Annotated in this window: 9 protein-coding genes and 1 rRNA gene; 8 read left to right on the forward strand and 2 right to left on the reverse strand. The window is 54.7% G+C overall.

Annotated elements, in window-relative coordinates:
* Window positions 1-40 precede the first annotated feature (40 nt).
* Window positions 41-1009, reverse strand: a complete 969-nt coding sequence (locus D3P08_RS25285) for a sugar phosphate isomerase/epimerase family protein (RefSeq protein WP_119602910.1) — start codon at window positions 1007-1009, stop codon at window positions 41-43.
* A 251-nt stretch (window positions 1010-1260) separates the two neighbouring features.
* Here D3P08_RS25285 and D3P08_RS25290 point away from each other — a divergent pair, with 251 nt between their 5' ends.
* Window positions 1261-3789 carry a U32 family peptidase gene (locus tag D3P08_RS25290; RefSeq protein WP_119602911.1) on the forward strand — a complete coding sequence of 843 codons (2529 nt, stop codon included), beginning with the start codon at window positions 1261-1263 and terminating at the stop codon, window positions 3787-3789.
* 202 nt (window positions 3790-3991) lie between these two features.
* Here D3P08_RS25290 and D3P08_RS27460 read toward each other — a convergent pair whose 3' ends face one another.
* On the reverse strand, window positions 3992-4144 hold the full coding sequence (locus D3P08_RS27460) for a hypothetical protein (RefSeq protein ID WP_162848600.1): 153 nt from the start codon (window positions 4142-4144) through the stop codon (window positions 3992-3994).
* Between the two features lie 210 nt (window positions 4145-4354).
* Between D3P08_RS27460 and D3P08_RS25295 the strand changes: the two genes are divergently transcribed.
* The 7 genes from D3P08_RS25295 to D3P08_RS25325 all read left to right on the forward strand — a co-directional run.
* Window positions 4355-4924 carry an RNA polymerase sigma factor gene (locus D3P08_RS25295; RefSeq protein WP_119602912.1) on the forward strand — a complete coding sequence of 190 codons (570 nt, stop codon included), beginning with the start codon at window positions 4355-4357 and terminating at the stop codon, window positions 4922-4924.
* Window positions 4899-5234, forward strand: coding sequence for a hypothetical protein (locus D3P08_RS25300; RefSeq protein WP_119602913.1), 336 nt, complete (start codon window positions 4899-4901; stop codon window positions 5232-5234). Before D3P08_RS25295 ends, D3P08_RS25300 begins: the two co-directional genes overlap by 26 nt.
* Complete coding sequence (locus D3P08_RS25305) at window positions 5234-6706, forward strand: carboxypeptidase-like regulatory domain-containing protein (protein WP_119602914.1); 1473 nt, start codon at window positions 5234-5236, stop codon at window positions 6704-6706. Before D3P08_RS25300 ends, D3P08_RS25305 begins: the two co-directional genes overlap by 1 nt.
* A gap of 102 nt (window positions 6707-6808) precedes the next feature.
* Window positions 6809-7507: a heptaprenylglyceryl phosphate synthase gene (gene pcrB / locus D3P08_RS25310; protein ID WP_119602915.1), complete on the forward strand. Its 699-nt coding sequence runs from the start codon at window positions 6809-6811 to the stop codon at window positions 7505-7507.
* Between the two features lie 152 nt (window positions 7508-7659).
* Entirely contained in the window at window positions 7660-10020 is a 2361-nt protein-coding gene (gene pcrA, locus D3P08_RS25315) for a DNA helicase PcrA (RefSeq protein WP_119602916.1), read from the forward strand.
* An 86-nt stretch (window positions 10021-10106) separates the two neighbouring features.
* Window positions 10107-12110, forward strand: coding sequence for an NAD-dependent DNA ligase LigA (gene ligA, locus D3P08_RS25320; RefSeq protein WP_119602921.1), 2004 nt, complete (start codon window positions 10107-10109; stop codon window positions 12108-12110).
* A 432-nt stretch (window positions 12111-12542) separates the two neighbouring features.
* Window positions 12543-12807 (forward strand): 16S ribosomal RNA (locus D3P08_RS25325); the annotation flags it as partial.

Consider the following 12807-nt stretch of genomic DNA (forward strand, 5'->3'; position numbering starts at 1 on the left):
CTGGTTGCCCGGCGGTGCTTTCTTTTTCGCTCTTATGGAATTAAACCCACCACATGTCGCCGAGCGGCTCACGGATGAGTACTTGCTGCAGGTTCTGAACGGCTTTTGTGAAGCCTTCATCAACCGACATCAGGCCGTCTTCATGCTCGATGCTGACGACGTAGTCGTAGCCGACCAGGCGAAGCGCGCTGATAATGTCTGCCCATACCTTCAGGTCATGTCCGAAGCCGACTGTGCGGAACTGCCATGCGCGGTCCAGCATAAGCGCGTAAGACTGCATGTCGGTTACGCCGTGGCGGTTCACATTGACCGGATCGATCGTGGTATCCTTAGCATGGAAGTGATGAATCGCGCCGGCGCGGCCTAGAATATGTACCGCCTGCACCGGATCGATGCCTTGCCACCACATATGGCTAGGGTCAAGGTTGGCGCCGATTGCGTTGCCTGCCGCCTCGCGTAGGCGAAGCAGCGTCGCCGGGCTGTGTACGGAGAAGCCGCCGTGCAGCTCAAGACCGATCTTCACGCCTGCTTTTTCCGCGATGCCGCCGATTTCGGACCAATAAGGAATCACCTTTTGCTCCCATTGCCATTTCAAAATGTCTTGATAATCGTTCGGCCATGGAGCGACCGGCCAGTTCGGATATTTAGCATCCTCGTGGTCGCCTGGGCAACCGGAGAACGTGTTCACGACTTCAACTTCCAGGCGGTTAGCAAGTTCGATCGTTTTGCGAATTACCGCGTCGTCCGCTGCGGCAAGATGCTTTTGCGGGTGAAGCGGGTTCGCATGGCAGCTAAGCGCGCTAATCATCAGTCCGCGCGATTCTACCGCCTGTTTAAACGCTTTCAGTTTACCGGCATCCGCAAGCAGAGCGTCCGGATCGCAGTGCGCGTTGCCTGGATACCCGCCCGTGCCGATCTCAACGGCGTCGAGTCCTTTTGACGCGATGTAGTCAAGCGCGTCTTCTAGAGATTTTTGCGCGAATAATACGGTGAATACGCCTAATTTCATTATTCGTTACCTCCTAAATCCATGAAATGGATTGTGATCGATATCAGCACTAGTATATCATTTCCCATTGTGCAACACATACGTGCAACCTCATTTTGGCAAAATCGCATAATAACTCGGCAAAAGTGAAAAGCGCCTGCAACTACCAGCGGGAAGTGGTGGAATCAACCGGGCTCGTTTGTTAAACTAGTAGGAGTGCAGCGGATATAAAGCGAGAGAAAAAAGTCTTGCGATGAGAGGATAATATATAGATGAATCGAAACGGAATGACAAGATCGGATATTGAATTGCTGGCTCCGGCCGGCGATTGGGATTGTATGAGGGCGGCTGTCGCCAATGGCGCGGACGCGATATTTTTTGGCGTGGAGAAATTTAACGCGCGCGCGAGGGCGAACAATTTCCGCAGCGAGGAGCTGCCGGAGATTATGGCGTTCCTTCATACGTACGGCGTTAAGGGCTTCTTGACGTTTAATATTCTCGTATTCGAGGATGAGCTCCGGGATGCGCAGAAGCTGATCGAAATGTGTATCGACGCGGGCGTAGATGCTGTTATCGTGCAGGATTTGGGGCTAGTAAAGCTCATTCGCGAGCTGTCTCCGGACTTCCCGATACACGGCTCGACGCAGATGACGATTACGTCTCCTGAGGCTGTTGAATTCACCAAGCCTTACGATATGGAGCGGGTCGTGCTCGGCCGCGAAAATAACCTGAAGCAAATCAAAACAATCGGCGAACAGGCGAAGCTTCCGATGGAGGTATTCGTACACGGCGCGCTGTGCGTGTCGTACTCCGGTCAATGCCTGACATCCGAGATGTGGGGCGGACGCTCCGCCAACCGCGGCGAGTGCGCGCAGGCCTGCAGGCTGCCGTACGACCTGATGGTCGACGGCGAGCATAAGCCGATGGGCGATATCGCGTACCTGCTCTCGCCTAAGGATTTGGCGGCGATTGATCTCATTCCGGAGCTAATCGAAGCCGGCGTTACTTCGTTTAAAATTGAAGGCCGTCTGAAAAGCCCTGAGTATGTGGCGAACGTCGTCAGCAAATATCGGAATGCGATTGACAAATACTTCGACGGCGATCTTTCCAAGCCGTCTAAGGAAGAAGTGCGCGAGCTGCAGCAAAGCTTCTCGCGCGGCTTTACGCACGGCTTCCTTGAAGGGACAAACAATAAGCAGCTTGTCGAAGGCACATTCCCCAAAAGCCGCGGCGTTTACCTGGGACGCGTGGAGCGCGTGATGCGCGATGCGGTGACGGTAAGGCTGGACGCGCCGGTAAAGCGCGGCGACGGCATCGTATTCGATGCAGGCGATCCGACGAAGAAGGAAGAAGGCGGACGCATTTATGACCTGCGCCGTCAAGGCGTGAAGCTCGAGGGAGAAGCGCCTGAGGGCGCCTTGATCGAGCTGGTGCCGGGCCGGAATGACGTGGATCTGCGCAAGGTTCATGTGGGCGACCGCGTTTGGAAAACGAGTGATCCGGCGCTGGACAAGCGTCTGCGGGCGACATTCGAGACGGAGAAGCCCTACCGCGTATTTCCGCTTCATGTGCGGGTAACAGGCGCGCTTGGCGAACCGCTTCGCACGTGGTGGACCGACGTGCAGAAGGGGACAACCGTTGAAGTCGTCTCCGAGCTCATGCTGGAAGCGGCGCAGAAGCGCCCGATGGACGAGGCGCTGCTGGCAGATCAGCTTGGCCGCCTTGGGGGCACGGTTTACCAGCTGGACAAGCTGGACGTTCATTTGCAAGGCGACCTGATCGTGCCGATCCGCGAGCTGAACCGTATGCGCCGCGAAGCGGTGGAGCAGCTGGCGGGCGAGCGTCCGAAGCCGCCGAAATATATCAAGAATGAAGTCGATGCGTTTGCCGACGCGCATCACAATAATAGAGCGGAACTGATCGCGAAGCGCAGCGGCAAGGACGCCAACCTTACGGCGCTGTGCCGCAGCCTCGAGCAAGTCGAGGCGGCGATCCGCGAAGGCGTCTCGTATATTTACGCCGACTTCGAATTTATTAAGCAGTTCCCGGCCGCCGTGGAGGCTTGCCGCAAAGCCGGCGTGCCGATCGCCCTGGCGACGCCGCGCATTCATATGCCGGGCGAGAACGGCTACCACGCGAACATCCTGAAGCTGAAGCCGGACGCGGTTCTCGTTCGCAACACGGGCGCGCTTTATTACTATCTGCGCGCTCGGGCTGCGAAGCCGGGCGAGCCGTTCCCTAAGCTGATCGGCGACTTCTCGCTTAACGTGGCGAATCATAAGGCGGTTAAATTATTTTCCGAGGTTGGGGTCGATCTGATTACGCCTTCGTATGACCTCAATATTCAGCAAATGGTGGATCTGCTCGAGCGTTCGGACACCTCGAAGCTGGAGGTTGTTATCCACCAGCACTTGCCGATGTTCCACACGGAGCATTGCGTATACTGCACATTCATGAGCGAAGGCACGGACTACACGAACTGCGGCCGCCCATGCGAGGAGCATCGCGCGTCGCTGCAGGACCGGATCGGCATGTCCCATCCCGTCCGCGTGGACGAGGGCTGCCGCAACACGGTGTATAACGCCATTGAACAGTCTGGCGCCGAATATATTAAAAACTTCATCGAGCTAGGCGTCTCGCATTTCCGCGTCGAATTCCTCGAGGAGTCCGGCGACAAGGTGCGCGAGGTGCTGTCGCTCTACCGCGACGCTCTGGACGGCCGCATCAGCGGCACCCAAGTATGGCGCAGCTTGAAAGCGACCAACCAGCTCGGCGTTACGCGCGGGCAGCTGGTGAAATAAATAGAACGTCCGGCCGCTCGTACGAGCGCAGCAATGGTGGTTTCCGCCATTACAGCGTCCCCGGCCCCTCATTCGAGGGCTGCAACGGTATTTTCCACCATTACAGCGTCCCCGGCCATCCATTAGAGCACTGTAATGGTGTTTTCCGCCATTACAGCGTCCCCGGCTGCTCGTACGAGGGCTGCAACGGTGTTTTCCACCATTACAGCGTCCCCGGCCATCCATTAGAGCACTGTAATGGTGTTTTCCGCCATTCCAGCAGTCCCGGCCGCTCGTACGAGGGCTGCAACGGTATTTTCCACCATTGCAGCAGTCCCAGCTGCTCGTACGAACGCTGCAATGGCGTTTTCCGCACAAACTGTCTCCCGCTCTGGAGGCAGTTTTTTTAATAAGCAGACTGTCCCAAAGAATTTTTTTAGAGATGCAACCAAACATCGCCGCAAACGCATCGTTATACATAGAGAGGGAAGAGAACACCTACCGAAGAACTTAACCTTAACCTAATAAAAAGTTAGCCACACAAAAAAACGATTGGCGCGTACGATCTGCAAAGGCTGGTGAAGGCATGGACGAAGAGAGGCAAATAGTCGAACGAATACAAAAGGGTGATGAGTCCGCGCTTGCCTGGCTGATGGACCGTTACGGCAACGATGTGCTGCGCACGGCTGCGCTGCTGCTCAAAGACCGGCATCTCGCGGAGGATGTCAGCCAGGAAGCTTTCCTGCTTGCCTTTCAGCGCGTGAATCAATTTAGGAGTGAAAGCTCCATTCGCTCCTGGCTCTTGCAAATCTCCATTAACCTATGCCGAAGCCGTATGCGCCGGGCAGCGTGGAAGAGGCTTTTTATTAGGGAACCTGTAGGCGACGTCGCACCAGAGCCATCGCTCACTCAACCTGGATCGACGGGCTGGGCCGAAAAACTGACGCTGCGCGAAGAAATTGGCAAGCTGCCTTTGACTTATCGGGAAGTGATCGTCTTGTTTTATTTTCATGATATGCGGACAGCGGAGATCGCCGGCATTCTGAAGGAGCCGGAAGGGACTGTGAAGAGCAAGCTGCTAAGAGCGAGAAAAAGGCTAAAGCGGCAGCTGGAGGAAGGAGGATGGGACCATGAGCAACGATTTTTGGAAGGATGAGCGGCTGGGTGAGCGGCTGAGAGAAGAAATGAACGAAACCTTGTTCAGTGAAAAGATGAAAAAAGCGGTAGTTGTCCGAGCCCGCGAAACGTCAAAACGGTCCTTTTGGACGCGTGAACTCACAATCCCCATTCCAGTCGTAGCCTTGGCATTGGCAGCCTTGATCGCGGTTCCGTTATTCGGTTGGCGGCAAGCGGCTTCCCTTGAGACGAAACCGTTGACGGCGGAGCGGCAGCCGGAAGACAGGCTGATCGTATCCGGCGCGGGCGTGTTTTATGAATCCCAACTGAATAAGGAGGAGGAGCGATAATGCGTATTACGGTTAGAACGCTGGCGGGTATGCTGGCGACGCTGGTTCTCCTTTTCTGGATCGGTTACAGCCAGCTGCCCTCTTTTCTATACCATAACGGCTACCAGGAAGCGCTGCTCAAATGGTTCCCCAAAAGCGAGTACGCAAAACCGGCGATCAACAGCCTCGCCTATGAGCTGTACGATCAAACGGGTTTTGACGGGGACTCCTATATGTTTATCTACCCCGTAGGCTGGTCCAGCTCGAATAGCAGCAACACCGTTTCAATTGAACAGAGAAAGGCGGTCATCGATAAACTGGAGGAGCTTCTGGACCGCTACGGCCGAACCCCACAAACGGCGGATGTCAGTTTCCACTTGGCCAAGCTGTACATGTGGAATAAGGATTGGGATCAAGCGGAGCGGCTGTACAAAGAGGTCAAGCAGTATCAAGAAAGCTCGGATCGATGGGGTTTGGAGCTGGAGAAGTTTTCGGCGATTGTGGAATCCCGTAAAATGCAGCCGGATAAGACGCCTTCCGTAGAGGGGGTTATCCGAATAGACGGGAACCCGGTTGCCGACGCTTTTGTCTATCTGGTAGACGCTGAATCCAATGGCTATCATTCGCCGCCGTATTACGATTACCCGATGACGATTACGGATGAGCAGGGCCGGTACCGGTTCTACGACCAGGAGCCCGGCGACTATTATGTTGGAGTCGGCTTGTTGCCTGAGCAGGTTGCCGGCTATCATCTGGCGCAAACCGCCGAAAAAACCGTGTCGGTCGAAAAAGAAACGGCATCCCATTACAACGTCGATTTTGCGCCGCAGCTCAAAGCGATTTCCCCCGCTAGCGGCGATGTGATCGAAGGGAACGAGATAACCTTTCAATGGGAGCCGTATGCAGGAGCGGACTATTACCAGCTGTATATCACGACGATTTTAAGGGACGAAGGCGGCAAGTACGTGGGCTCCACGACAACCCTTCTCACCGATCAAAAGCATACCGGCACAACGGCAAGCCTTAAGCTGGATGAACTAACCGCTCGTGTATATGAGGGCGGCAAGTATGTGGACGAGAAAGGAAATGTCGAATTTGATACGCAAGGCTTGCTCGGCATGCTCTATCCTGGCGGCGAGTTCATCTGGTCGGTCGAAGCTTACGACTCGGGAGGGCGCAAACTGTCCAGCTCCGCGGGCTATTATCTTGGCGAGGATGCGCTGGCCCCGTTATTCCGCATCTCCGAAAAAGAAAGGCTGGAAGGCGACCGCCTCATTCTAGAGAAGCGGTATAAGGAAGCTGTAATCGCATATGAGCGGGAAGGCGACAACGATCGGGCGCTGCGCGTGCTGGCAAAGCTGACGGAGCATGGCGTCACGGAAGCGGATGGCGATCCGGAGAAGGCGCTTGCCTACCTAAAACGGATCAAAAAACCGAATGCGGGCGACCTCGCCGCCATGGAACGACTGCAAGCGGAGCATCGCGAGCCTTGAGTTCGTTTGACAGACCAGAACGCCCTGCTTTAGCATAGAGAAGAACCGCTCACTCTAGAGCGGACTTATTCGGTGATCGATAAAAGCGAGGCGTTTCGATAGATGGTTGATAATTGGTTTTCCGCTTGGCGGCACGTGTTTAAGCTCGATCCGGACAAGGAGCTGTCCGATGAAGCGCTCGATGCGCTGTGCATGTCCGGCACGGACGCGATCCTGATCGGCGGCTCCAGCGGCGTTACGTTTGAGAATACGGTTGACCTTATGTCCCGAGTTAGGCGTTACGAGGTGGACTGCGCCCTTGAGGTTTCGACGCTCGACGGAGCGGTCCCGGGTTTTGACGGCTACTTCGTGCCGCTCGTGCTGAACACCGACAAGGCCGAGTGGATCATCGGCAAACAAATCGAAGGACTGCGGGAATACGGCACGTTTGTTCCATGGGAGGAGACCGCCGCGCAGGGCTACATTATTTTGAACGAGGATGCGACTGCGGCGAAAGTGACAGGGGCGAACGCCTCCCTTAACGAGGAAGAACTGGTTGCCCATATCCGCATGGCGGACCGCCTGATGCGCCTGCCCGTTATTTATATCGAATACAGCGGCCGTTTCGGCGACATGAAGCTGCTGAAAAGCGCGAGAAAAGCGGTGCAGCACGCCAGTCTGTTCTACGGCGGCGGCATCGATTCCGGGGAGAAAGCGAAGCTTGCGGCCGAGCACGCCCATACGATTGTAGTCGGCAACATTATTTACTCCGATTTAGAAGCGGCTTTATCGACCGTGCAGGCGGTCAAATCCGCCCAATAAACAAACCAGTGAGCACCCCGCAGCTATACGGCTGAAAGGGGTGTTTTTTGCTCGATTTTTCATCTGGAAAATGTTCCGGCAAATTGACACGCGGGAGGTCGTTGTCTAAACTGTGAATAGGCGAACAAAATGGCGAACAAAGGAGTTTATTCATGTTCAATTTTATCAATATAGATGAAGCTGTGCAGAAGCTGAATCCGCCGCAGCGCGAAGCCGTTCAGGCGACGGACGGACCCCTGCTGATCATGGCCGGAGCGGGCAGCGGCAAGACGCGCGTCCTGACGCATCGAATCGCATATTTGATTGAGAAGAAGCGGGTTGCGCCTTGGAGCATCCTCGCGATTACGTTTACCAATAAAGCGGCCAGGGAGATGCAGGACCGTGTCAGCGCGCTCGTCGGCCCGTCCGGCCGGGATATTTGGGTATCAACCTTCCACTCCATGTGCGTGCGCATTCTTCGGAAGGATATCGACCGAATCGGCTTTACCTCTAACTTCTCCATCCTGGACTCATCCGATCAGCTTTCCGTTATCCGCAATTGTATGAAGGATCTTAACGTCGACACGAAAAAAATCGAGCCCAAAGCCGTGCAAGCCTCGATCAGCGGCGCAAAAAACGAACTGATCACTCCTCAGCGTTATGAAGAGAAGGTCGGCGATTATTTTGAGGGGATCGTGGCCAAGGTATATGCGATGTACCAAAAGCGGCTGAAGAGCAACAATTCGCTCGACTTTGACGACCTGATCATGATGACGATCCAATTGTTCAAGGAAATGCCGGAGGTCTTAGAGTTTTATCAAAATAAATTCCGTTACGTCCACGTCGACGAGTATCAAGATACGAACCGGGCGCAGTACATGCTGACCCGTATGCTCGCCGATAAGCACCATAACATTTGCGTTGTGGGCGACAGCGACCAGTCGATCTACCGCTGGCGGGGCGCGGATATTACGAATATCTTGAACTTCGAGAGCGACTATCCCGAAGCCCGCACGATTATGCTCGAGCAGAACTACCGTTCCACCTCGAACATTCTCGACGCCGCCAATGCGGTCATTAAGCGCAACACAGGCCGCAAGCCGAAGAAGCTTTGGACGGATCAGGGGCCCGGCGACATGATCAAGCTGTACCAGGCTGATTCCGAGCATGACGAGGGCTACTTCGTAACAGGCGAGATTCGCAAAAATGTGAACAAAGGCCGCCGATTCTCCGATCATGCGATTTTGTACCGGACGAACGCGCAGTCGCGGGTGATCGAGGAAATTTTGATCAAATCCGATATTCCGTATCAGATCGTAGGAGGCATCAAGTTCTACGACCGGAAGGAAATTAAGGACTTGCTCGCTTATCTGCGCCTGATCTCCAACCCGGACGACGATATCAGCTTAGTCCGCATCATTAACGTGCCGAAGCGGGGCATTGGCGATACGACCGTTAGCAAGCTGGCGGAGGAAGCCGCGCGCAGGGGGACATCCATTTACAGGGTGCTCACCGACCTTGGCGATGTGGAAGTGAACGGCCGCACCAGAGCTCTGCTCGGTGAATTTTATGGTCTTATTTATAATTTATCCTCGATGATCGATTATTTGACGGTGACGGAGCTGACGGAGAAGGTGCTGGAGCTGTCCCAATACCGGATTGAGCTGCAGCGCGAGAATACGCTGGAATCTAAGGCCCGCATCGAAAATATCGACGAGTTCCTCTCCGTGACGATGGACTTCGAGCAGCGCAATGAAGACAAATCGCTTGTCGCGTTCTTGACGGATCTCGCTTTGATCGCGGATATCGATTCGATGAACAAAGACGAGGAAGAGGATAAAGCGAATGACGGCGTCGTGCTGATGACGATGCACAGCGCGAAGGGACTTGAGTTTCCGATCGTGTTCATTATCGGCATGGAAGAATCCGTCTTCCCGCACAGCCGCGCGCTCATGGACAATGAAGAGCTGGAAGAAGAGCGCCGTCTGGCTTATGTGGGCATTACCCGCGCAGAAGAAAAGCTTTATTTAACCTGCGCGCGCATGCGTACGCTATTTGGCCGCACGAGCATGAATATGCCGTCGCGCTTCCTTGAAGAGATTCCGGAGGACGTTCGCGAAGGCGTCTCCACGAGCATCGGTGGCAGCGGCGGAAGCGCCGGCTTTGGACGCTCGTCTGGCCGCGTAACTGGCGGTGCGCAGGCATCGAGTCCGGCGACGCGTGCGCCAGGCTTTGGAGCGGGCGCAAGCCGCACGGTTGGCGGCACGGCGGCCGGCGGAGGCGTGCGCGTAACCACGTCGTTAGACGCTGCGCGACCTGCGAAGGTGACAGGCGGCGCTGCCGCAGCCGGGGCTGCGGGCTCGGCGCCGGGCGGTTTTGCGGCAGGCGACCGCGTCGCACACGGCAAATGGGGAGAAGGCACCATCGTTTCCGTCAAAGGCACGGGCAATGATATGGAGCTGCAGATCGCATTCCCGGCTCCTACTGGCATCAAGCGGCTGCTTGCGGCATTTGCTCCGCTCACAAAACTGTAGCATGCAGGAATGATGCGGCTTCGTATGGAAATAATCGTGAGGAAAGATCGACCAATTAAGGGAGGCGTTTGGCCTTGAACGCAAGCATGGATCGGATGAGGGAGCTTATTGCTCAATTAACGGAACATAATTATTACTACTATACGTTAGACCAACCCCGGATTGACGACGCGGACTACGACAAGCTTTATGACGAGCTGGTTGCTTTGGAGAGAGAGCTCGGCGTGACGCTGCCGGACTCCCCGACGCTGCGGGTGGGCGGGGAATTGCTGAAGGGCTTCGAGCCGCACCGCCATCGCGCGCGGCTATGGAGCCTCGATAAAGCGCAGGACCAGGAGGATCTAGTCGCATGGAACGGACGCGTGCTTCGGGCGATCGCGGATTATAACGCCAAAAATCCCGACCAAGAACCCTTGCCGCAGCCAAGCTATGTTATCGAGCTGAAGTTCGACGGCCTAACGCTGAACCTGACGTATGAGAACGGGGAATTGGTCCAAGCCGCAACCCGCGGCAACGGCACCGTTGGCGAAGGGATATTGGCTCAAGTCCGTACGATTCGTTCGATACCGCTCACGATTCCATTCACCGACGGTATCCTCGAGGTGCAAGGCGAAGGCATTATGGGGTTGTCGACTCTGGCCAAATATAATGAGACAGCAGCCGAACCGCTTAAAAATGCGCGCAACGCGGCAGCAGGCGCGCTTCGCAACTTGAATCCTGCGGTGACGGCGGAGCGGAAGCTGGACGCTTTTATCTACAATATCGGTTATGCGGAAGGGGTAAGCTTCCGAAACCATCGCGAGATGCAGCAGTTTTTGAAGGATAACCGGTTTAAAGTCAATCCGTATGTGAAATACGCGGATACGATCGAAGAAGTGCAGGCGGAGCTGGAGCAGATTGCCGCTCGCCGGGAAACGTTCGACTTCTTGATCGACGGCGCCGTTGTGAAGCTTACCGATATGAGAACGAGAGAGGCGCTCGGCTACACCGATAAATTCCCGCGCTGGGCTGTCGCTTTTAAGTTCGAAGCGGAAGAGACGACGACTATTCTGGAATCCGTATCATGGGAAGTCGGCCGTACCGGCAAAATCACGCCCGTCGCGCGCGTAGAAGCGGTTGAGCTCGCAGGGGTAACGGTACAAAACTGTACGCTGAACAACATTGGCGATATTGAGCGGAAGAACTTAAAGCATGCGCTCGGGACGTTGGTGTCGATCCGCAGATCCAACGATGTTATTCCGGAGATTCTCGGGAAAGCGGATGATGAGCCGGGACAAGAAATCGTCTACCCGACCGCATGTCCTGCATGCGGCACGGAGCTGGAGCAGCGGGGCGCGCATTTGTTCTGTAATAATAAGCTCGGCTGCCGTCCGCAAATTATTGGGCGAATTACGCATTTTGCTTCGCGCGACGCAATGGATATTGAGTCGTTCAGCGTCATGACGGCGGAACAGCTGTATACGGATTGCGAGGTAAGCGACCCTGCCGATCTTTACGCCCTTGCTTTTGACGACCTGATTAAGCTGGAGAGATTCGGGGAAAAGAAGGCGCAGAAGCTTTTAGATGCGCTTGAGAAATCGAAGAGCCGTGATTTGGCCGCGTTCTTATTCGCGCTAGGTATCCCTAATACCGGCAAAGCGACGACCAAAATGCTGGCCGACCACTATAGGGACCTGGATGCGGTTATGCGCGCGACCGTGGATGAGTTGGTCCAACTCCCGGACGTTGGCGGGATTGTGGCGGAAAGCATTGTCGCATTTTTTGCCGACCCCGTGATGGCGGAAAGTATCGCGCGGATGAGAGCGTTAGGTGTCAAAGCCGAGGCGGAAAAGCTGCCGGAGGTGCGGACGGATAGCATTTTCAGCGGTAAAACCGTCGTTTTGACAGGAACATTGCCAACCATGACTCGGGACGAGGCGGCCAAAAAGCTGGAGGCGCAGGGAGCCAAAATTTCGGGCAGCGTATCGAAAAAAACGGATTTTGTCATCGCCGGCGAAAGCGCCGGAAGCAAGCTGACGAAAGCGCGTGAGCTGGGTGTGACCGTTATTGATGACGAAGCGGAGCTTTTGCGATTGCTTGGTGAAGTATAGACGTTCGAACCGATGAATTTGAGTTGAACGAAATTATGTAGAGAACGGCCTTGTCTGAAGCGTATCGGATCAAGGCCGTTATAAGTTTAAATTGACGAGCGTTCGACCTAACCTTGTAAGGAAGCTGGAATTTTTAATCATTGTAAAAAACTACAAGTTGTAATCTGCATTTTGATGTGGTACATTATTTCTTGTCGCTTCTGACCAAAAGGATAAGCCGAACGGCTCATAAAAAAATATGAAACGCGGGCTTGACTTTCGAGATAGAAGCTGATATCATAACATCTTGTCACGGCAAAATGTGACGCAAGTTCTTTGAAAACTGAACAAATGGATCACGTCAAAATCCAAACAACAATTTGAAGATTTTCTCATTGGCTCTGCCAAGTAAGAAAACTTCTAGCTAGTAAAGTAATGAGCATATCAAACACTTTTATGGAGAGTTTGATCCTGGCTCAGGACGAACGCTGGCGGCGTGCCTAATACATGCAAGTCGAGCGGAGTTATTCCTTCGGGGATAACTTAGCGGCGGACGGGTGAGTAACACGTAGGTAACCTGCCTGTAAGACTGGGATAACATTCGGAAACGAATGCTAATACCGGATACGCGAGTTGGTCGCATGGCCGACTCGGGAAAGACGGAGCAATCTGTCGCTTACAGATGGACCTGCGGCGCATTAGCTAGTTGGTGAGGTAA

The sequence above is a fragment of the Paenibacillus nanensis genome (assembly GCF_003583765.1).
GTDB classification, from domain to species: Bacteria; Bacillota; Bacilli; order Paenibacillales; family Paenibacillaceae; genus Pristimantibacillus; species Pristimantibacillus nanensis.

Coding starts and splice junctions, on each gene's coding strand:
- D3P08_RS25285 (WP_119602910.1), bottom strand. CDS start 1,009: ATGAAATTAGGCGTATTCACCGTATTATTCGCGCAAAAATCTCTAGAA.
- D3P08_RS25290 (WP_119602911.1), top strand. CDS start 1,261: ATGAATCGAAACGGAATGACAAGATCGGATATTGAATTGCTGGCTCCG.
- D3P08_RS25295 (WP_119602912.1), top strand. CDS start 4,355: ATGGACGAAGAGAGGCAAATAGTCGAACGAATACAAAAGGGTGATGAG.
- D3P08_RS25300 (WP_119602913.1), top strand. CDS start 4,899: ATGAGCAACGATTTTTGGAAGGATGAGCGGCTGGGTGAGCGGCTGAGA.
- D3P08_RS25305 (WP_119602914.1), top strand. CDS start 5,234: ATGCGTATTACGGTTAGAACGCTGGCGGGTATGCTGGCGACGCTGGTT.
- pcrB (WP_119602915.1), top strand. CDS start 6,809: ATGGTTGATAATTGGTTTTCCGCTTGGCGGCACGTGTTTAAGCTCGAT.
- pcrA (WP_119602916.1), top strand. CDS start 7,660: ATGTTCAATTTTATCAATATAGATGAAGCTGTGCAGAAGCTGAATCCG.
- ligA (WP_119602921.1), top strand. CDS start 10,107: ATGGATCGGATGAGGGAGCTTATTGCTCAATTAACGGAACATAATTAT.